The organism is Actinomadura formosensis, from assembly GCF_050948385.1.
GTDB classification, from domain to species: domain Bacteria; phylum Actinomycetota; class Actinomycetes; order Streptosporangiales; family Streptosporangiaceae; genus Spirillospora; species Spirillospora formosensis.
Window position 1 is genome coordinate 4,185,624 of sequence record NZ_CP192011.1, and the last position, 20,374, is coordinate 4,205,997.

18 protein-coding genes are annotated in these 20,374 nt (G+C 69.8%); 4 read left to right on the forward strand and 14 right to left on the reverse strand.

Annotation, left to right across the window (positions count from 1 at the left end; all coding sequences use genetic code 11):
* Positions 1 to 74: 74 nt before the first annotated feature.
* The 13 genes from ACQP1N_RS20140 to ACQP1N_RS20200 form a co-directional block, all read right to left on the reverse strand.
* Complete coding sequence (locus ACQP1N_RS20140) at positions 75 to 1,280, reverse strand: PucR family transcriptional regulator (protein WP_067793856.1); 1,206 nt, start codon at positions 1,278 to 1,280, stop codon at positions 75 to 77.
* A gap of 88 nt (positions 1,281 to 1,368) precedes the next feature.
* Complete coding sequence (locus ACQP1N_RS20145) at positions 1,369 to 2,352, reverse strand: biotin-dependent carboxyltransferase family protein (protein WP_433225912.1); 984 nt, start codon at positions 2,350 to 2,352, stop codon at positions 1,369 to 1,371.
* Entirely contained in the window at positions 2,345 to 3,238 is an 894-nt protein-coding gene (locus ACQP1N_RS20150; RefSeq protein WP_067793858.1) for a 5-oxoprolinase subunit B family protein, read from the reverse strand. The genes ACQP1N_RS20145 and ACQP1N_RS20150 overlap by 8 nt, the downstream gene beginning before the upstream one ends.
* A 25-nt stretch (positions 3,239 to 3,263) precedes the next feature.
* On the reverse strand, positions 3,264 to 4,022 hold the full coding sequence (locus tag ACQP1N_RS20155; RefSeq protein ID WP_433225914.1) for a LamB/YcsF family protein: 759 nt from the start codon (positions 4,020 to 4,022) through the stop codon (positions 3,264 to 3,266).
* On the reverse strand, positions 4,013 to 6,988 hold the full coding sequence (locus tag ACQP1N_RS20160) for an aminotransferase class III-fold pyridoxal phosphate-dependent enzyme (protein WP_433225916.1): 2,976 nt from the start codon (positions 6,986 to 6,988) through the stop codon (positions 4,013 to 4,015). The genes ACQP1N_RS20155 and ACQP1N_RS20160 overlap by 10 nt, the downstream gene beginning before the upstream one ends.
* Positions 6,989 to 7,084: 96 nt before the next feature.
* Positions 7,085 to 8,089 carry an ABC transporter permease gene (locus ACQP1N_RS20165; protein WP_067793861.1) on the reverse strand — a complete coding sequence of 335 codons (1,005 nt, stop codon included), beginning with the start codon at positions 8,087 to 8,089 and terminating at the stop codon, positions 7,085 to 7,087.
* A complete protein-coding gene (locus ACQP1N_RS20170) occupies positions 8,086 to 9,072 on the reverse strand; it encodes an ABC transporter permease (RefSeq protein WP_433225919.1) in 987 nt (328 codons plus the stop codon). Before ACQP1N_RS20170 ends, ACQP1N_RS20165 begins: the two co-directional genes overlap by 4 nt.
* Positions 9,069 to 10,574: a sugar ABC transporter ATP-binding protein gene (locus ACQP1N_RS20175; protein ID WP_067793863.1), complete on the reverse strand. Its 1,506-nt coding sequence runs from the start codon at positions 10,572 to 10,574 to the stop codon at positions 9,069 to 9,071. Before ACQP1N_RS20175 ends, ACQP1N_RS20170 begins: the two co-directional genes overlap by 4 nt.
* Positions 10,575 to 10,606: 32 nt before the next feature.
* Positions 10,607 to 11,854 (reverse strand): sugar ABC transporter substrate-binding protein, encoded by a 1,248-nt coding sequence (locus ACQP1N_RS20180; RefSeq protein WP_433225921.1) that lies wholly within the window; start codon positions 11,852 to 11,854, stop codon positions 10,607 to 10,609.
* Between the two features lie 360 nt (positions 11,855 to 12,214).
* Positions 12,215 to 13,186, reverse strand: coding sequence for a sulfate/molybdate ABC transporter ATP-binding protein (locus ACQP1N_RS20185; RefSeq protein WP_067793865.1), 972 nt, complete (start codon positions 13,184 to 13,186; stop codon positions 12,215 to 12,217).
* Complete coding sequence (locus tag ACQP1N_RS20190; protein ID WP_433225924.1) at positions 13,186 to 13,974, reverse strand: sulfate ABC transporter permease subunit; 789 nt, start codon at positions 13,972 to 13,974, stop codon at positions 13,186 to 13,188. The genes ACQP1N_RS20185 and ACQP1N_RS20190 overlap by 1 nt, the downstream gene beginning before the upstream one ends.
* The gene (cysT, locus tag ACQP1N_RS20195; protein WP_433225926.1) at positions 13,967 to 14,806 is read right to left on the reverse strand and encodes a sulfate ABC transporter permease subunit CysT; all 840 of its coding nucleotides are present in this window, start codon (positions 14,804 to 14,806) and stop codon (positions 13,967 to 13,969) included. Before cysT ends, ACQP1N_RS20190 begins: the two co-directional genes overlap by 8 nt.
* A 5-nt stretch (positions 14,807 to 14,811) precedes the next feature.
* Positions 14,812 to 15,813 carry a sulfate ABC transporter substrate-binding protein gene (locus ACQP1N_RS20200; RefSeq protein ID WP_433225928.1) on the reverse strand — a complete coding sequence of 334 codons (1,002 nt, stop codon included), beginning with the start codon at positions 15,811 to 15,813 and terminating at the stop codon, positions 14,812 to 14,814.
* Between the two features lie 309 nt (positions 15,814 to 16,122).
* Between ACQP1N_RS20200 and ACQP1N_RS20205 the strand changes: the two genes are divergently transcribed.
* The 3 genes from ACQP1N_RS20205 to ACQP1N_RS20215 all read left to right on the forward strand — a co-directional run bounded on the left by ACQP1N_RS20205 (position 16,123) and on the right by ACQP1N_RS20215 (position 18,738).
* On the forward strand, positions 16,123 to 16,713 hold the full coding sequence (locus ACQP1N_RS20205; RefSeq protein WP_433225930.1) for a TetR/AcrR family transcriptional regulator: 591 nt from the start codon (positions 16,123 to 16,125) through the stop codon (positions 16,711 to 16,713).
* Positions 16,710 to 17,111 (forward strand): nuclear transport factor 2 family protein, encoded by a 402-nt coding sequence (locus tag ACQP1N_RS20210; RefSeq protein WP_433225932.1) that lies wholly within the window; start codon positions 16,710 to 16,712, stop codon positions 17,109 to 17,111. Before ACQP1N_RS20205 ends, ACQP1N_RS20210 begins: the two co-directional genes overlap by 4 nt.
* Before the next feature lie 289 nt (positions 17,112 to 17,400).
* Complete coding sequence (locus tag ACQP1N_RS20215) at positions 17,401 to 18,738, forward strand: IS110 family transposase (RefSeq protein ID WP_067808169.1); 1,338 nt, start codon at positions 17,401 to 17,403, stop codon at positions 18,736 to 18,738.
* A 150-nt stretch (positions 18,739 to 18,888) separates the two neighbouring features.
* On the opposite strand, the gene ACQP1N_RS20220 is transcribed toward ACQP1N_RS20215, so the two are convergent.
* The gene (locus tag ACQP1N_RS20220; RefSeq protein WP_433225935.1) at positions 18,889 to 19,614 is read right to left on the reverse strand and encodes a TetR/AcrR family transcriptional regulator; all 726 of its coding nucleotides are present in this window, start codon (positions 19,612 to 19,614) and stop codon (positions 18,889 to 18,891) included.
* On the opposite strand from ACQP1N_RS20220, the gene ACQP1N_RS20225 reads away from it, so the two are divergent.
* Positions 19,502 to 20,308 (forward strand): MFS transporter, encoded by an 807-nt coding sequence (locus ACQP1N_RS20225; RefSeq protein ID WP_433225937.1) that lies wholly within the window; start codon positions 19,502 to 19,504, stop codon positions 20,306 to 20,308. The two genes, ACQP1N_RS20220 and ACQP1N_RS20225, sit on opposite strands and share 113 nt — an antisense overlap.
* Positions 20,309 to 20,374: the final 66 nt, after the last annotated feature.

Below are 20,374 nucleotides of genomic sequence, written 5' to 3' on the forward strand. Positions count from 1 at the left end.
AGCAGCGGTGAACGACGGCACAAGGCGTGTTGCACCTGGTCATGCGGGCAACCGGGGGCAACTGCGCAACGCCTTCAGTGCCAGGCTTTGGGACCCTCCTGGCTCCGGCACCACTCCATGGCAAGCGTCAGGGTGGTGAGGTCCTTCGGCTTGCCGAGCGACAGTCCGGTGATGCGCTCGACGGTCCGCAGCCGGTTCCGCACGGTGTTGCGGTGCCGCAGCGTGAGGGCGGCGATCTCGGTCACCGACCCCGTTCCGTCGATGTAGGCGTCGAGCGTCTCGAACACGGCCGCGCGTTCGTGATGCGGCAGCGCGTACAACGGGCCGAGGATCTCCTCGGCCAGGGCGGCGGCGACCTCGTGGTCGGCGGCGACCACCGTCGCCGGCCAGTTCGCGCTGAGCAACTGGACTCCCGGCGCGACCAGTGCCGGAATCACCGCACGCGCCAGGCGGCTGCCCCGCGGAATGCCCGCGAGCCCGTCGACGACCGCCGCACCGCATTTCCAGCTCGACAGTGGTTCGAGCAGGGCGACGATGTCCGCGGCTCTTCGGCCGGCCAGCAGCACGACGCCGATCAGATTGTCCTCGATCCAGCCGAAGTGGCACGACAGCCCCCGCGCACTGAGTCGCGACGTGATGGTGACCAGCGTCTCGTGACTGACCGGGACGTCCTCACCGACCACGACCAGGTACCTCGCCCGGCTGGGCAGTTCCATGCGGCTGGACGCCTCGCGGACCACGGACGGGTCGCTCTCGGCCTGGCGCACCAGCCGCTCGAACGCCCGGGCGCGCAGAACGTCGCGCCGCCGGGCGAGGTTCTCCTCGGCCCGCCGGTACGCATCGACGACTTCGGCGATGTTGGCCTCGACCGCCTCCCAGACCAGGATGCAGCTCTCCAGGAACGCCTCGTCCGAGGCGTAGCCGCGAGCGGCGCCCTCGGCGATGATCGCCTCCCAGAGGATCCGCAGGTCGATCCGGTACGAGTGCAGCAACGCCGAGAGCGGCAGGCCCTGTTCGGCGCGCAGCCGGCCGACCTGGGAGGCGGCCGTGGCGACGTCGTCGGGCGGCGTCTCGCCGAGCAGCCGGAGCAGGGCGAGCGCCAGGGTCCGCCGCATCGCCCGGGTCAGGTCGTCCTGGCTGACCATCGACCCGGCGTACTCCGGTTCGTCCGCCCGCACCCGGGCGACCGCCGTGGTGGTGAGCTCCTCGAGCCGCTCCTCCAGCAGGTGCCGGGCGATCAGGTGCAGGGGTGAGGTGCCAGCCTCGTTCCCGTGCTTCATCAGCCGCTCCTCTCACGCGCCGCCCGGCGTCGGTGGCAAGCATACGAACGCCCCGAAGGCTCGGAGCCGGCCGATTCAGCGGACGGGGTCAGATGAGCGCGAGTTGCCGGATGGCGGCCAGCCGGCGAGCCCGTACCGCACGCTCGGCCAGCGCCGTCTCCACGCTCACCGGGCGGAACAGCACCTGATCCGGCGCCTTGGACTGGGCGATCAGGTCGAGATCGGCGCTGATGACCGTCCCGATCGTGGCGTACCCGCCGCCGGTGACGGCGTCGCGCAGCAGACAGATCAGCTCGGTACCGCTGGGCGCCTGGATCGAGCCGACCGGATAGCCCAGGTTCACCACGTTGCTCGGGTCGTGCCCGGCGCCGAACGGGGCCGTGCGGTCGAGGAACGCCAGTGGCTCGCCTTGGAATCGGTACCCGGTCCGGTTCGCCTCGACCGTCACCGCGTACGGCGTGGAGTAGAGCACCTCGGTCGCCTCGCCGGTGAGCCGGTAGTCGCACAGTCCCGGGACGACCCGGATCTCCTGCTCGGCCGGGTACGTCGGCCGCAGTTCGTCGGGGACCTGGACCCCCGGGCGGTGCCGGCTTCCCGGCAGCACGTCCGTTCCGATCTGGAGCAGATCCCCGGCGCGCAAGGTCCTGCCGTCCAGCCCGCCGAGCCCGGACAAGCTGTACGTCGAGCGGCTGCCCATCACCACTGGGGTGTCGATCCCGCCCCGGACCGCGAGGTACGCCCGGGCGCCGGAACTCATCGCCGCGAAGCGGACCGTCTGCCCGGCCCGGACCAGCTGGCTCGTCCACAGCGGGATCCGCCGGCCGTTCGAGAACGCCACGTCGACCGTTGCGCCGGTCACCGCGATCACCGTGGCGACCTGGAACGTCAGGGTCGGACCGAGGAAGGTGATCTCCAGCCCGGCCGCGTCCGGGGCATTCCCGACCAGGGCGTTCGCCGCGTCGTGGGCGAACAGGTCCATCGCTCCGGACGGCGGGACGCCGACGGCGTAGTACCCGGACCGGCCGCGGTCCTGGACCGAGGAGTGCAGGCCGGGCGCGACCACCTCAATCATCGGCCAGCACCTCCAGCAGGGTTCTGTTGTAGCCGACCGGGTCCGCGGTGAACGCGCCGAGGTCGAAGACGGTCTCGTGGATCCGGTACCGGAAGTCGCCCTGCTCCACCTGGCGGCGCAGGTCGTCGTACTCGTCCCGGTCGATCGGGCGGTACTTGAAGATGTCGCCGCTGCGGGGAAGCACGATGCTGTCGGCGAAGTCGGGAAGCCGCTGCCCGGCGTCGAACACGGGCAACGGTGAGCGCCCGAACAGCTGGAAGCCACCGGCACCGCGGACCGGGTAGATCGTGGTGAACGCCCCGCCGTGGCCCAGCGCGCGTGCCGGGGTGTCGGTCCGCGGCCGCAGGTACTTCGGTACTTCGAGCTGCCGATCCCGCGGCACCAGCTGGTACGACTCGGCGTTGCCGGGCACGAACCCGATGAAGGTCGCGATGAACGGGCTGGAGGAGTGCGCGGCGATCAACTCGTCCACGTCCTGGAAACCGTTCAGCCGGGCGGAGTACTCGAGGTCGGTCAGGTCGGGGGCCTGGTGACGGTCGCGGAACCTCATCAGCGTCTCGTGGGTCCACGGATCGTTGTAGAAGATCGGCAAGTCGATGACCCGGGCGCGGATGGTGAGCCCGACCGAGCCGGCGGCGGCGCGATGGATGTCGGCGAGCCGCGGTACGACGTCGCGCGGGTCGAGCTCTTCGGGGGACACCCGCACCATGTAGCTGACATGGGCCGGGCAGATGTCCACCAGGCCGGGGATCTCCCGGTTCCGCAGCTCGTCGGTGATCGCGATGACCCGGAGCGTGGTGGCCAGCGACATCTCCGCGGACAGTTCGACGAAGACGAACTCGTCGGCCCCGAAGCTCACCCGGGAGCCGTCGTCGAAGGCGGGCATCGGTTCACCTCGCTGAGCCGTCGCGCTAGCGGGAGAAGGCGCTGCGAATGTCAATGCCGTCCTCCTCCAGCCGGGCCCGGACCTCGCGCGCGATCTGCGGAGCGTTCGGACGGTCCCCGTGCACGCACAGCGACTCGGCCGCCAGCGGCACCCGCTTGCCGGACACGGTCGTGACATGGCCCCGTGCCAGTCCGGCCGCCTGCTCCGCGACGGCCGCCGGATCCTTCTCACCCGGCACGGGCTCGATGATGTTCCAGCCGCTGTCGTCGTACTCCAGGTCGGCCGCCGCGTCGAGCACGACCGGGAGCCCGGCTTCCCGAACCGCCTTCGCGCCCGCGCCGGGCGCGATCAGCAGCGCGAGGCCCGGCCGGATCGACTGAAGCTGGCGGGCGACGCCGAGGGCGAGCTCGGCGGACTCCGCGACCTGGCCGTAGAGGGCGCCGTGCGGCTTCACGTGGCTGAGCTCGATCCCCTCGGTCAGCGCCAGCCCGTGCAGCGCGCCGGTCTGGTACACGATGTAGTCGAGCGCCTCCTCGGTGCTGGTCGCCAGCCGCCGCCGGCCGAACCCGAGCAGGTCGGGGTAGCCGGGATGCGCGCCGATCGACAGGCCGAGGCCGCGCGCCAGGATCAGCGAGCGGCGCATGGCGGCCGGGTCGCCGGCGTGGAAGCCGCAGGCGATGTTGACCGTGGTGACCAGCGGCAGCAGTTCCGCGTCCCGTCCCAGCACCCAGCGGCCGAAACTCTCGCCCGCGTCCGCGTTGATGTCGATCGCTGTCAATTCCATCCTTCCGCCCTGCCCCTGGTCAGCACCTGGTCGAGCGCGCCGGTGAAGATGTCGACGTGTTCGGGACCGAAGATCATCGGCGGTTTGATCTTCAGAACGTTGTCATGGGCACCGGTCGGGTAGACCACGACGCCGGTGTCCTTGATCCGCTCGCTGACGGCCATCGCCTCCCTGGCCGCGGGCTCCAGCGTGTCGCGGTTCCGGACCAGTTCGACGCCGAGGTACAGGCCCCGGCCGCGGACGTCGCCGATCAGTTCGTGCCGGGCCTTGAGGTCCCGCAGCGATTGGAGGAAGTAGGCGCCCACCTCGGCGGCGCGCTCCTGCAGTCCGTCGCCCTGGACGATGTCGAGCACGGTCGTGCCGATCGCGCAGGAGACCGGGTTGCCGCCGAAGGTGTTGAAGTACTTGACTCCGTCGTCGAAGGCGTCGGCGATCTCGCGTGTCGTCACCACCGCCGCGATCGGATGACCGTTGCCGAGCGGCTTGCCCATCGTCACGATGTCCGGCACCACGTCCTGGACCTGGAAGCCCCAGAAGTGCGAGCCCAGCCGGCCGACCCCGACCTGGACCTCGTCGGAGATGCACAGGCCACCCGCGGCCCGGACCGCCTCGAAGGCTCCGCGCAGGTACCCGTCGGGGAAGACGATGTTCCCGGCCGTGCCCATCAGGGACTCCGCGATGAAGGCGGCCGGCGGCCGTCCCTCGTCGACCAGCCGCCGGGCGACGGCGGCCACGTCGGCGGCGTACAGGCGGCCGGCATCGGGTTCGCCGCGGCCGTGGGGTCCGCGGTACACGTCGGGCCGGACCACCTCGTGCGTGGTCGGCGGTGCGCCGCGGCCGCCCGGGCCCTTGTAACGGTTCGGGCTGATGCCCATCACCGCCGCGGTGTTGCCGTGGTACGCGCCGTCGATGACCATCACGTCGGTCCGGCCGGTCACCTGCCGGGCCATGCGCAGCGCCAGGTCGTTGGCCTCGCTGCCGGTGCAGACCAGGAAGACCACTTCCAGCGGCGCGGGCAGGGTCGAGACCAGCCGCTCGGTGTACGTGGCGATGCCTTCGTAGAGGAAACGGCTGTTGGTGTTGAGCTTCTTCATCTGGGCCGTGGCGACGTCGACGATCCGGGGGTTCGCGTGGCCGACGTGGGTGACGTTGTTGATCGCGTCGAGATAGCCGCGGCCGTATTCGTCGTACAGCCAGACACCGCGACCGCGGACGAAGTTGGGCGGCCGCCGGTAGTAGGCGCGTTGGGATCGTGCCAGGCGGCGGTCGCGAAGCGCGGCGACGCCTTCGCCGTCCAGCCGCCGGCCGCCGGCCCGCGCCGGCAGCCCGAGGAACCTCTCCGGGTCGGCCGTCAGCACCTGCCAGGCGGGGACCTCGCTGACCCGGACGCGGCGGGGAGGCGGCGCGACGGCGAGATCCTCGGTGGCCAGCACCTGGACTTGGACCACGGCACCGAGGCCCGGCTTCTCCGGTGGGGCGGCGACAGTACCGAGCTGATCTCCGGCGTCCAGGCGGTCTCCGGGCTGATGACTCACGTCGACACCCCACCAGGAGGTCCAGTACGTGACGGCGCCGGCCGCGTGCCGCAGTACGGCGGGACCGGCAACGCTGACGACCTCCCCGGCGACCGGGAGACCGACGGCCGACCCGACCCGGGCGAGCAGGGCCGATCCGAGCTGGACGGTGGCGGGTTCCGCGGGACCGGTCGCCCGCTGGGCGGACCAGAGGAGGGACGGTGCCAGGTGGCGGGTGAAGCCGACCCGGGTGGTCCGGTCGCCGAGCAGGGCGTCGACCACCGAGGCGACGGCGCCGGCGTCGGACCAGTCGACGTCGTCCAGCAGATCGCCGGCCGGTGACAGGTCCACCTCGATCAGGGCTTCGGCGACTGCGGGCCGGCCTGCGGGGCTCGCTTCGCCGAGTGTTCGCGGGGTCGAGAAGCCGCACGCGGCCCGCAGGGACACCTCCGCGAAGCTCGGCGCGATCCGCGCGACCTTCCGCAGCGCCGGCCAGGTGTACTGCATCCGGCTGCGCCCGTAGGCGTGGTCCGAGGAGCTGGTACGCCGCGTCCACACGGTGGCGTTCAAGCACAGGCGAGCCGCGGCCAGCGGGAAGATGACCGCGATCTCGTCCTCCGACAGCGGCGCCACCGAGTGGAAGCCGCGGACCACCGCGGCCGCCGCCGAGAGCGGGTCGGCCTTGCGGAGCATGGCGTAGGCGACGGCGACCGCCACCTCGGTCACGCGGGCGGTGTGGAGCGCGTCGGCGACATCGAGGATGCCGTTGATCCGCTCGGTTCCCGACTCCACGAGCACGTTGAAGTCGTTCAGGTCCTGGTGCACGACGCCGGCCGGCAGGCCGGCCAGCCGGGGCCGGACGCGCTCGAACCAGCCCATCACCCGCGCGACCAGCTCCCGGTCGTCGCCGTCCTCGACGAACGGCAGGGCCTCGTCGACGACGACGTGCGCGGTCCGCAGGTCCCAGGCGTGCGACTGCGAGGGCTTGGAGTCCAGCCGGCCGAGGGACTGGGTGAGCCGTGCGGCCACCCGCCCCAGCTCGGTCAGCAGGGTCTCGGGCTGCTCCTCGAGCTCGGCGATCATCGTCCCCGGCAACCAGGTCAGCAGCCGCGCGACGTAGCGGCCGTCGCCGCTGACAACCGGTACCAGGGTGGCGCCGGAGGTCGCCGGGATCAGACGCGGTACCGGCAGGTCCGGTGCGTCCGTGGCGAGATGTGCCAGGACCCGTTCCTGCCAGCGCATGGCGTCGTCGACGTCACCCATCGACGCTTTCAGCAGGAACTCGTCGCCAGTGCTGGTGCGAATCCAGCGGTTCTGGTCGACCTCGCCGCCGAGCTCCTTCTGCTCCGCGACGTCCAGCCCGTACTCGTCGTGGAGGACGCGCGCGACCTCCGCCGGTGTCAGTGGTCCTTCGGTCCCCTCGGACCCCGGGGCCGTATCGGTTGAATACATCGACTCGCTCTCCGCGTGGTCCAGGCCGGGGCTGCCCGGCCGGACGGCGATGGGATCGGCGCGCTATCCGCTGCGCCTGCTGGGGCAAGAACCCGCTCAGCTCTTGCCGGGACGGGTGAGCAGGCGGCCGGCCTTGGTGGCCAGGTCCCGCTTGAGCAGACCCACGACCGCGATGATCAGGCAGCCGTAGATGAAGGTCTGCCAGCCCTGGCTGATGCCGAGCGCCTGGATCAGGGTGGAGATCGTCTGCAGGAAGATCGTCGCCGCCACCGTGCCCAGGTAGTTGCCGCGGCCACCGAGGATCGACGATCCGCCGACGACCACGACCGCGATCGACGGGAGGAAGTACCCGTCGCCCATCCCGAGGGTCGCGCCGCCGCCGTAGCCCACCAGCAGCATCCCGGTCAGGGCGGCGCACAACGAGCTCACCGCGAACGCGCCGACGATCATCCGGTTGACGTGCACGCCGGCGATGGCGGCGGTCGCCCGGTTGCCGCCGACCGCGTACAGCCGCCGGCCGAAGACGGTGTACCGCTGGATCACGAAACCCACGACGGCGATCCCGATCAGCAGCAGGATCGGTGTCGGCACGCCCAGGACCTTGCCGAGCATGAGGTCGCCGAGAAACCGCGGCGTCGTACCGGGCACGGTTCCCTTGGTGTATCCGAGGGCGATGCCCGCGACGATCAGCTGCGAGCCCAGCGTCATGATGAACGACGGCACCTTCAGCACCGTGACCCCGATCCCGTTCAGCACGCCGATCAGCACGGCGATCGCCAGGATCTCCAGGAACGTCACGAGCGAGGGCGATTCACCGAGCCAGGCCGTGGTGAGGACGCCGGTCAGCGCGATGACCGACGCGATCGACAGGTCGAGCTCACCGACCAGGATGACCAGGCCCTGCCCGAATCCGACCAGGACCAGCATCGACGAGATCACCAGGATCGCGGAGACGGTGCTCCACGACCCGAGCGACGGGCTGACGAACCGGGACAGCGGCATCAGCAACGCGGTGACGCCGAACAGCAGCAGGATGTACCCTGTCTGGCCGCTGAGGGCCGGGAGGCTCCGGCGTACCGAGTGGGCGGAGATCGCGGTCATGCCGGCCGTCCTGTGAGTGCTCGCTGGTCGGTGGTCACGGCCCGTGGGCGGGTCTCGCCCAGGCGCAGGCTGATCATTCCGATCAGCACGGCGACGATGAGGATGGCGCCCTGGAAGATGCCGGTGTAGAAGGTCGACACGCCGACGGCGAACAGCATCTTCTGCAGTACTGCGAGCACGCCGGCGCCGAGAATGCTGCCGATCGCGCTGCCCCGGCCGCCGCCGAACTTCGCGCCGCCGATGGCGACCGCGGCGAACACCAGGACCATGAACACGGCGCTTCCGTTCGGGTCGCCGCTGGCGGTGAGCGCGGAGAGCATCACTCCGGCCACCGCGTACAGCAGGCCGGCCGCGAGGTACACCCGGAACTTGACCGCCGCGGCCCTGATCCCTGACTGGATCGCCGCGCTCTCGTCCAGGCCGACGGCGAAGATGTGGATCCCCATCCGGGTCCTCCGGAACGCCAGATAGGCGACGACGCAGGCCAGGATGACCAGCAGGGACACCGGAACCGGTCCCACCGAGGAGATCAGTCCGGGCGAGATGAACTCCGGAACGCTGCCACCGGGCGACGGCATGATGACCAGCGCGAGTCCGCTGCACATGATGAACGTGCCCAGCGTCGCGGCGATGGACTGGACGTTCAGGTAGGCCACCAGGAAACCGTTCAGCGCGCCCACGACGACACCGGCGAGCAACGCCAGCAGCACGCCGACGGCGGCGCTGCCGGTGGTCCCCCCGGTCTGGGTGGCCAGGATGACGTTCGCGAGCGTGACCACTCCGCCGAGGGAGAGGTCGAAGCCGCCGACGACGATCACGAGTGTCAGTCCGGTCGCGGAGATGACCAGGGGGGCGGCGTTGTTGAGCAGGTCGGTCGCGTTCTCGGTGGTGAGCACGTCGATCGACGAGTACATGTACACGATGTACATGGCGACGAGGATGATCGCCGCCAGGGTGGTGCCACTGGACAGGGCGCGTCTCATGATTGGCCCGCTTTCTCGCCGGCGCCGTGGCCGGTGATGGCCTGCAACAGTTCTTCGACGTCGGTCTCGTGACCGGGGAACTCCGCCACGACGGATCCCCGGTAGAAACAGAGGACGCGGTCACAGATGCCGACCAGTTCGGACAGGTCGGTCGAGTACCAGAGCACGGCGCCGCCCGAGTCGGTGAACTCGCGCATCATCCGGTACACCGACGCCTTGGTGCCGACGTCCACGCCGCGCGACGGGTCGTACAGCAGCAGGTATTTCGAGCCCTTCATCAGCGAGCGGGCCAGGATCGCCTTCTGCTGGTTGCCACCGGACAACGCGTCGATGTCCATCCGCAGATACCGCTCGTCCAAGTCCACCTTGCGGGCGAAGGGCAGACTCGCCTGGTACTCCTTCTTCCCGGCCGCCACACCCAGCGTGCTGGTCCGGCCGAGCGACGAGATGGTGATGTTCGCCAGCGTGGAGATGCCGGGCATGATCCCCTCGGCCTTCCGCTCCTCGGCGACGAAGCTGATCCCGCTGCGCAGCGCCCCCGCGGGGGTCGTGTACTTCGACCGCCGGCCGCCCACCGCGATGGTTCCGCCGCTCGGGCGGGACGCCCCGGCGAGCATGCGGAACGTCTCCGCCTGGCCTTGACCCTCCAGCGCGGCGACGCCGAGGATCTCGCCGTCGTGCAGGGTGAACGAGAGGTCTCGTACGGTGTCGCCCCGCAGGCCGTCGACCTGAATGGCGGGAGCACCGGTGGTGCGGCCCGTTCTCTTCTCCCGGACCTGGTCGTCACTCGCACCGCCCATCAGGGTGAAGACCATGCCGTCGTCCACGTCCGACAGCCGGACCGTGTCGACCACCCGCCCGTTGCGCAGTACGGTCGCCGACCCGCACAGATCCCGGATCTCCGCCAGCCGGTGGGAGATGTAAAGGATGGTGAGCTCGGGCGAGCGGATCTTCTCGATGAGGCCGAAGAGCCACTCGACGTCGGGCAGCGCGGCCGACGGCTCGTCGAGCAGCAGCAGTTTCGGCCGGTGGCTGACCGCCCGGACGATCTCCAGCTTCTGCCGCTCGGCGAGCGAGAGCTCACCGACCCGCTGTGCCGGGGACAGACCGGGCAGGTCGTACTTCGCCAGCAGTTCGGCGGCGGCGGCCTCGTATTGCCGCCGCCGGACAAAGAGCCGGCCGCTGCCGAGCCGGGGCAGGGAGAGGTTCTCGGCGACGGTCAGGTTGCCGAGCAGGCTCATTTCCTGGAACGCCGTCGAGACTCCTCGCCCGCGTGACTCGCCGAGGCTGGACGGGGCGAACAGCTCCCCGTCCAGCCGCATCGTGCCGGAGTCCGGAACCTGGAGGCCGCTCAGGCTCTTGATCAGCGTCGACTTGCCGGCGCCGTTCTCGCCGATGATCGCGTGGATGCTGCCCTTGGCCACCGCGAAGGTGACCCGGTCCAGGGCTGTCGTCGCGCCGTAGCGCTTGGTGAGGTCGTCCACCTGCAGGACGGTCTGCACCGTTCCTCCTTGGTCGCGGCTGCTCGGCGTCGTCAGGGTGCGTCGATCGGTTTGACGAACTCGGGGTTGAGCTTGAACAGATCCGCGGGCTTCGTCTTGGTGTCGCTGTTGATCTCCGGCACGTCCGGCGCCTTGACGATCTTGGTCGGGTCGATCGGCTTGATGGTCGCCCCGGGCACCGGGTTGCCGTTGATCGCGGAGTCATAGTTGATCTCCGGGACCAGGTCGGGGTAGTAGATGCCGGCCGCGAACACCGGCGGGACCTTGTCGAGCGGCCAGGTGTTGCCGCCGGCCGCCGGCTTCAGCGGGTCACCGACCTTGACCTGGTCGTACGGCACCCACGGCAGCGGGAACTCCGTGTTGTGCGGCAGGTCGCCCTCCTTGATCCTGCCGGTGAGCAGTTCCATCGCCAGCTTGAAGGCGTACGCGCCGACCGTCGGGGCCGATCCGGAGGAGACACCGACCAGTCCCTTGTCGTGCAGGGTCAGCAGCTGGTTGCGGTAGCCGTTCGACATCTCACCGGTCACCGGGATGAGCTTGTGTCCGGCCTGCTGCAGCGCCTGGACCACGCCGTACTCGCCGTCCTGCGACCAGATGCCGTCGACATCGGGGTTCGCCGCGAGCGCCTTGAGGGTGTTGGTCTTCGACTGCACCGCGTCCCAGTTGCTCCAGTACTGCGAGACGACCTTGATCCCCGGGTACTTCGCGAACACCGACTTCGCGGCCTCGTTGTGGATCGTGTCGGTGGCGGTCCCGGACACGCCGCTGTTCATGAAGATCTTGCCCTTGCCGCCCAGCTTGTTGACCAGGTACTGAGCGGAGTTCTGCCCGAAGCCCGCGGTGATGTAGCTGACGTTGTACGCCTTCGGGCTGGTCACCGTGCCGTCGTAGAAGAACATCTTCACGCCCTTGGCGGCGGCCTGGTTCACCACGCCGTTCAGGGCCTTCGGCGACAGCGGGTAGCAGATGATCGCGTCGGCACCGGAGTTGATCATGCTCTGCAGGTCGGAGATCTGCTTGGCGATGTCCGCACCGGAGATGATCTTGTGGAACTCGACCTGCTGGTTGTACGGCGGCGTCTTGGCCAGCGCCTGGATCATGTTCGCGGCCGCGTTCGACCAGGCGTTACCGCTGTAACTCAGGTCCAGGTAGATCTTGTACTTCTTGGTGCCGCCGGCTGCGCCGTTCGAGGAGGAATTGCTGCTCGGCGGGGCGCACGCGACCAGGGACAGCAGTGCCGTGGCCGCGATGGCCACCAGTGAGCGTTTGGCAGATCGCACTTCGGGGTCTCTTCTCTCGCGTACCAGGGCGCAGGGGATGCCTCGGTGACCGCGCAGGGGGATGCCTCGTGACCGCGCAGGGGCGGATCGTGAGGGGGGTTCGGTTCCTGGGGGGGGCAAGCGGGGGGTGGGCTCGCCGGGAGGTCGCTACGGGTAGCCCCTAGTAAAGAATCGGCGCCGACAAGCCACAATGTGCCCGCGGCAGCGCAACGGCGGGCCCAGTTTGTGCACGTGCACAGCGCGCTCGCCTCGCCGGCGGAGAACCCGAGATCCCGGTGTACCCCGAGTTCGGTGGGCCGGCCTGGCCGCCATGCACCACCGCCGCGGTGAGGCGGGGATACCGCCTCCGCCCGGACCGCATCAGCTCGCCGGCACCGCGGCCGCTCGCGGAACGGGCCTGACATGGACCTCGGTACCCACCCGGGCACCGAGATGCTCGGCGGCGCGCCTGGTCATCTGTGCCCAGGCCGTCCGCTCCTCCTCACCGGTCCGCAACGCGAACTCGACGCGCACCTCGAAGCCGAGGCGGACGACACGTGTGACGGTCGCGGGGCTGGTGCCCGGGCCGGGTTCAGCCGTCACCCGGACGTCGTGCGGGCGAAGCAGGACGCCGCCGAGCTCGGTGACGGGTCCGAGGAACCGCATGACGAAGGGGCCGGCAGGGTTGTCGTAGAGGTCGGTGGGCGTGCCGGCCTGCTGCACCGCGCCGTCGGCCAGGACCACGATCGTGTCGGCGACCTCGATCGCCTCCTCCTGGTCGTGAGTGACGAAGACGGTGGTGACGTGGACCTCATCGTGCAGGCGGCGCAGCCACGCCCGCAGTTCCTTGCGAACCTGGGCGTCGAGCGCGCCGAACGGCTCGTCCAGCAGGAGCACCCGGGGCTCGACGGCCAGGGCGCGGGCCAGGGCCATGCGCTGGCGCTGACCGCCCGACAGCTGCGCCGGATACCGTCCGGCGAACTGACCGAGATGCACCAGGTCCAGCAGATCGCCGACGCGGCGGCGGATCTCCTGCTTGGGGCGTTTACGGATCTTCAGGCCGAACGCGACGTTGTCGAAGACGGTCAGGTGCTTGAACGCCGCATAGTGCTGGAAGACGAAGCCGACGTCCCGGCGCTGCGGAGGTAGCCCGGTGGCGTCCCGCCCGGAGATGACGACGCTCCCCGAGTCGGGCCGTTCCAGCCCCGCGATCACCCGCAGCAGCGTCGACTTGCCGCCGCCGCTGGGGCCCAGGAGCGCGGTCAGCGATCCGGCGGCGATGTCCACTGACACGTCCCGCAGCACCGGGGCGTCGCCGAAGGATTTGCTGACATGACGGATGTCGATGGCCATCAGGAGCCGTCCTCGGGTCGCAGAAGCCTGGTCACCAGGAGGCTGGTGACGGCGATGGCCGCCAGCGCGAGCGCCGCGGCGTAGGAGGCGTGCACGTCGAAGTTCTGGAAGCGTTCCTCGACGAACAGGGTCAGGGTCTGGGTCTGGTCGACGGTCCGTCCGGACACGACGGCCACCGCGCCGTACTCGCCCAGCGCACGGGCCAGCGACAGCACGATGCCGTAGCCGAGGGCGGCACGGATGCCCGGGACGGTGATGCGCCGGAAGGTCTGCCACCCGCCGGCCCCCAGGGTTCGCGCGGCCTGCTCCTGCTCGTCGCCCATCTCCTCCAGCGCCGGGACGATCGCCCGCACCACCAGCGGCAGGCAGACGAACACGGTCGCCAGAACCATCCCGGGCGTGGAGAAGACGATCTGGATGCCGCGGTCCTCCAGCCATCCCCCCACCGGGGCGAACCGGCCGTACACCAGGATCAACGCCAACCCCGCCACCACCGGCGAGACCGCCAGAGGCAGATCGATCAAGATGCCCAACAGGCGCTTGCCGGGGAACCGGTGCCGCACCAGCAGCAGCGCCGCCAGCACCCCGAACACGGTGTTCAGCGCCCCCGCCCAACCCGCCACCACCAAGGTGACCCGGAAGGCGTGCAGCGCCGAGTGGGTCGTCAGGGCGCCGACGAAGGACCCGATGCCCTCGCCGAACGTCCGCCAGGAGATCAGGGCGACCGGCAGGATCAGCAGAAACAGCAGGTAGACCAGCACGGCACAGCGCAGGGCATATCTAGCCACGGCGAGCCCCCCAGCGGTGCACCAGGTCGATGGTCACCAGTACCAGAAGGGAGACCATCAGCAACGTGGTGGACACCGCCGCGGCGGCGGCGGTGTTGTCGCTCTCTATCTGGCCGAAGACGTGTACGGCGGCCACCTGCGTCTTGAACGGCACATTGCCCGAGATCAGCACGGTGGACCCGAACTCGGCCATCGACCGGGTGAACGCCAGCGCGGTGCCCGCCAGCATCGCCGGCAGCAGGTTCGGCAGGATGATCCGGCGGAAGATCGTCCAGGAGCCCGCCCCCAGCGAGGCCGCCGCCTGCTCCATCTCGCCGTCCAGTTCCAGCAGCACCGGCTGCACCGTGCGGACCACGAACGGCAAGGTCACGAACAGCAACGCGACCACGACCCCCGCCCGGGTGTAGGCCAGCGTGATCCCCACCGGGCTGTCGGTCCCGTACAGCGCCAGCAGGACCAGGCCCGCCACGATGGTGGGCAGCGCGAACGGAAGGTCGATCAGCAGGTCGATCAGGCCCCTGCCCGGGAAGGGGTCGCGGACGAGCACCCAGGCGATCAGCGTGCCCATGACCAGGTTCACCAGCGCCACCACCACCGAGGCGGCGACCGTCAGTCTCAGCGCGGCCCACGCGTCCGGGGCGGTGATCGCATCCCAGAAGGCCGCGGGCCCCTGCGCAGTCCCCTGCCACAGCACCGTGCCCAGCGGGATCAGCACCACCGCACTCAGGAAAATCGTCGCCGTGCCCACGCCGGCCGCCGTACCGCCCCACGCGGGCGGGGCGGTACGGCGGCCGGCCGCGGGCGCCTCTCTCGTCTTCTCGAACGTCGGCAAGGGACCTAGCCCTCCACCGAGACGCCGACGCCCTTCTCGACGTCGGCCATGACCCCGCCCTTCGGGTCGAAGAGCTCCTTTTTGACCTTCGGCCAGCCGCCGAGGTCGGCGATCGTGAAGAGCCCGGCCGGCTTCGGGAACGCCGCGGCGCCGGGAACGCCGTCCACCACGGGCCGGTACCCGTTCTTGACGAAGATCTCCTGCGCCTTCCTGCCCCGCAGGAACTTCAGGAAGGCCCGGGCCTCCGCCGGGTGCTCGCTCCTCCTGGTCACCGCGACCGGGTTCTCGATCAGGATGGTGGAGTCGGGCACCGTGTAGTCGATCGGCTGGTCGTTCTGCCCGGCGAAGATCGCCTCGTTCTCGTAGGAGAGCAGCACGTCGCCCTTCCCGCCCGCGAAGGTCTGCAGCGACTTGCGCGCGCTGGAGTCCTGCACAGGGACGTTCTTGAACAGCGCGTGCAGGTAGGCGGTCCCGGCCGCCTTGCCGGCGCCCTTGCTCGCCTTGGCGCCGTATCCAGCGAGGATGTTCCACTGCGCCCCGCCGGAGGTGAACGGGTTCGGCGTGATCACCTGGACGCCGGGCTTAAGCAGATCGTCCCAGGTCTTGATGTTCTTGGGGTTGCCCTTGCGGGTCACCAGGACGACCACCGAGTTGGTGATCATCCCCCTCTGCGGCCCGGAGTTCCACGCCGCGTCGACCAGGCCGGCGTCCACCAGCCGTGTCATGTCCGGCTCCAAGGAGAACCCGACGATGTCGGCCTTCAGCCCGGACGCCACCGCCCGGCTCTGCTCCCCGGACGCGCCGAACGACCTGGTGAAGGTGACCTTCTCGCCGTCGGGCGTCTTCTGATACGCCTTGATGATCGCCTCGTACGCCGCCTGGGGCGTGGAGTAGGCCACCAGCGAGAGCCGGACCCTGCCGCCGGAGTCCCCGGACCCGCCGCAGGCCACCGCCCCCGCAACGACCGTCACCAGCGCGGCTCCCGCCTTCATCGTCCGTCCCAGCACGACTAATCCCACTTTCCCTACTTGTTTGGTAAGAAAAGAATGGAACAGGGCCGGGCTTCGCGTCAAGTCATGATCGAGCAGGGAAGACCTACCGAGCGCCCCCTCCCAGGCCGTCCGCACGGTCCGAGCAGGACGGCAAGCCGCGTCCCGCTTCCTCCTGCGGCGGCCGGTCGGCCAGAGGCGCGCAAGGATCCTTTCAGGTTCTCTCCGTTCCCCCGGCGCTGACTATTAATAGACCGGTCTACATAGTATGTTCTCCTCATCGACCTCGGGAGGGACATGGCTCGGCGAGGAGAGACCAAAGCACGCATGCTCGAAACCGCGGGCGAGCTGTACCGCCGGTACGGCTACCACGGAACCGGCCTGAACCAGATCCTCGACGAGAGCGGAGCCCCCCGCGGCTCGCTGTACTTCCACTTCCCCGGCGGCAAGCAGGAGCTGGCGGTCTCCGCGATCGGTGCTTCCGGGCGGGAGATCGGACGCGGGATCGAACAGGTCCTGCGGTCCACCGACGATGTCGGCGACGCCGTGAGCCAGATCGTGGCGTTCCTGGCGGCCGATCTGAGCGATTCGGGCTGGGCACGCGGCTGCCCCGTGGGTTCGGTGGCGATGGACGCCGCGCTCACCTCCGAACCCGTCCGGATCGCCTGCGGCGAGATCTTCGCCGAGTGGGCCGGCGCCGTCGAACACCGCCTCGTGGAGACCGGCCGCGACGCCGCCGAGGCACGCGAACTGGCTCTGCTCGTCATCTCCGCGATCGAGGGCGCTCTGCTGATCGCCCGGGCGCAGCGGGACGCCGAACCTCTCCGCGCGGCGGGCAGCCGCCTGCGGGCGCTGCTTGGCACTTCGAAGACCACGACCGCGTCCGAGCGGCGCCCAGAGACCAAGGAGCCGGAATGAACGTGTCCGAGTTCGAGCAGAACTCCAGGCTGATGTACGACGCCTGGAACCGCCAGGACGTCGAGGCGGTCCTGGAGCGCTACACCGACGACCTGGTCTACCGCGACCCCAGCACCCGCGGCCCGGTCGAGGGACGCGAGGCGATGCGCCGCTACCTTTCCAAACTGTTCGCGGCCTGGCAGATGCACTGGACGACGCGCGAGTTCCACCTCTTCGAGGGCGGCGAGGGCGTCGCCGTCCTGTGGCGGGCCACGCTGCGGCCCACGGGCGGCGACCGGCAGGTCGAGATCGACGGCATGGACCTGGTGCTGATGGAGGGGACGAAGGTCAAGCGCAACGAGGTCTATTTCGATCGTGCTCTCCTCGCGCAGACGCTCACCCTGCAGCAGACCGCGTAGCCGCCCACAACAGCCGACGAGCACCGAACTGTGAGACTTCGCGGGCGGCGTGATGGTCATAGGAGTCAGCCGTTCGCCTGCGGCGACGCCCCGCGGGCGTGAAAATTCGGTGCGGGGCTGCCCGCCGACGCCGCTTGATGTTTGGGTCGTGAGCCCGCATAGGAGTCTGGTGAGGGAGCCGTCCGAGGGGCCGCACACTGTCGCCTTGAGCACGCCGTTCAGCTTCTCCGTTTCCCCTCAGGCCCCCCGGGCGGCCCCGCCCGCACGATCGGCAAAGGGGAGGAAGACCATGCAGGAAACCGGAGAGGATCACGACGACGGAACGGTAGCCCGGGTCGCGGCGATCGATATCGCCAAGGCATCGGGCATGGTCTGTCTGCGAGTCCCGCACGACACCATCGAGGGCCGGCGGGTCCAGCAGGTCTGGAATGTCTCCTCGACCACGAACTCGATCCTGGAACTGGGTGACCGGCTGGTCTGCCAGGGCGTCCAACGCGTGGTGATGGAGGCGACGGGCAGCTACTGGCGGCCCTTCTTCTACCTTCTGGAGAACCGGGGGCTGGAGTGCTGGCTGGTCAACGCGCGTGATGTCAAGAACGTCCCCGGGCGGCCCAAGACCGACAAGCTGGACGCGGTCTGGCTGGCCAAACTCGCCGAACGCGGCATGGTGCGGGCCTCGTTCGTGCCCCCGAAACCGGTCCGTCAACTGCGGGACCTCACCCGCACCCGCACCGTCTTCGTCCAGGAACGCACCCGTCACAAGCACCGGGTGGACAAGGCCCTCCAAGACGCGCAGATCAAGTTGTCCGATGTCGTCTCGGACCTCTTCGGTGTTTCGGGCCGGTCCATGCTGGACGCACTGGTCGCCGGCGAACGCAACCCCCGGACTCTGGCGGACCTGGCCAAGGGCAGCCTGGTCAAAAAGACACAGCCCCTCACCGAGGCCCTCACCGGACAGTTCGAGGACCATCACGCCCACCTGCTGCGGATCCTGCTGGGCACCGTCGACCACCTCACCGCACAACTCGGCGAACTCGATCGGCTGATCACCCAGACCCTGGGAGAGATCACCGGCCCGCACGATGACGCCCCGGCCGCTATCACGTCCGGAACCGACACCACCCCTGGCCACACCGCAGCCGACGTGGCCGAACGCCTAGACAACATCCCAGGCGTCGGAGCGACCACCGCCCACATCATCCTCGCGGAGATCGGCCTGGACATGAGCCGCTTCCCCACTCCCGAGCACCTGGTCTCGTGGGCGAAGCTATGCCCCAGAACCATTCAGTCCGGAGCCAAGAACACCGCCGGTCCCGCCGGACAAGGAAACCCCTGGCTCAAAGGAGCCCTCGGCGAAGCCGCCACCGCCGCCGCACGCACCGACACCTTCCTCGGCGCCCGCTACCGGCGCATCGTCAAACGCCGCGGCCACGCCAAGGCCATCGTCGCCGTCGCCCGCTCCATCCTCGTCATCACCTGGCACCTGATCAACGACCCCGACACCCACTACCAAGAACTCGGCCCCGACTGGCACCAACGCCATCTCAACCCCACCCGCAAAACCCGCGACCTCGTCCGCCAACTCCAAGCCCTCGGCCACCAGGTCACCCTCGAACCAGCAGCCTGACCGCAGTTGAGCAACCGTTCCGCTCCCGCAGAACGGACGCTGACGCCTGCCCGGCTGGGGTTCCATTTTCCGTTCAGCATCGGCCCGGTCCGGCGAGCATGGGAGCACCGGGGCGCTCCGCTGCTCACCGGCCGGGCCGGTCGGCCGTACTCATGTCGGTGTGCCGTCGCCGGTCTGCGGCGTGATGTCGGTGATGTAGGCGGTCAGTAGCCGCCGCCCTTCCGCGAGCACATCGGCGTCGCCCGCGGGGTCGTGCTGGAAGGCCAGTTCGAGGATGTGTCCGGTGACGAAGACGACGAGTCTGGCGGCTGCCGCGGTCCGTTCGGGGTCGGCGCCTTGGCCTTGCAGGGCGCGGTCGATCGCGCCGGCCAGGAACGCGTCGCGTTCGGTGTCGAGGCGCGGCAACCGGGTGAGGTGGGCTCGCCCCAGCCACAGGGCGCGAAAGCCGGGGTGCTCGCGAAGGTAGGAGACGTGCGCCTCGAACAGCTCTTCCAGCAGGTCCGGCGTGGGGCGGCGGTCGGGTTCGCCGAGTTGCGGGGCCAGTTGCCGGTCCAGGGCGATCAGGTAGCGCTCGGCGAGGGCGTCCAGCACGGCCGTCTTGGTCGGGAAGAACTGGTAGATGCTGCCGGGGCGGACTCCGGAGAGCCGGGCCAGGTCGGTGACCGTCATCTCCGTCACCCCTGTCTGGGCGACCAGTTCGTCCGCCGCGGTGAGGACGCGTTCGACTGTTCCGCCAAGGAAGGCCGCGCCCTGTTCGGCGGAGGTGAGGCGTACGTCGGGGGCGGCCGTCCCAGAAGCGGTCGGCCCGGCTCTCGCCGGCGGCGCGGCAGAGGCGCTGGGGGCGCCGGCGGCCGTGGTGACCTCCGCCGTGCTCATCGCCTTGGCGCTGCCGGCCGCATGGACGCCGCCAGCCCGTCCCGGCCGAGTACGAGGAGCCCGGACAACCTCATTGATCAGCGATCTCGCCGCCGGAATACGTGTCATCGTCGGCAATCCGTTCTTGGCCCGGGCAACTCTCACCTCGGTGGTCTGCTGCGCCGCTCAGGGCATGCTGACCGCCTGCATCCCGCTGCTGGGCGAGCGTGTCCTGGGCGGAGCCGGCCGCGGCGTGGTGCTGCTCTCCTGCGCCGCGATCTCCGCTCTGGCGGCCAACGCCCTGCTCGCCCGATTTCCGCGCTCCGTCTCCCCCGCCACGGTCATCTGGGCCAGTGCCCTCATCCAGGCCGCCGCGCCGGCCCTGGCCACCTCGGCGCGACCAGCCGTGCTCATCGTGGCCGTGGTCATCGCCGGGATCGGCGAAGGCCCCCGACTGGCCGCCCTGTTCGCGATCCGCCACCGGGAGGCCCCGGAAAACCTGCGCGGCCAGATCTTCACCACCGGCGCCAGCCTGAAAATCACAGGATTCGCCGTGGGAGCGGCAGCCGCCGGCCCCGTCGTCACCCGATCCCTGCCGGGGGCTCTCGCACTCGCAGCGAGCGTAGCGGTCCTGGCAGCACTGGCGTCCTTCGCAATCCCCCCGGCGGCAAACCACTCGCGGAGTGAGAAGCCGGCGGACCACGTTCCACGCTAAGAACGCTCGTGTTCTGAAAATGGGTTGCTCTTCAGGTGGGCGTCCGAGAGGCTGCCCGCCGGAGTG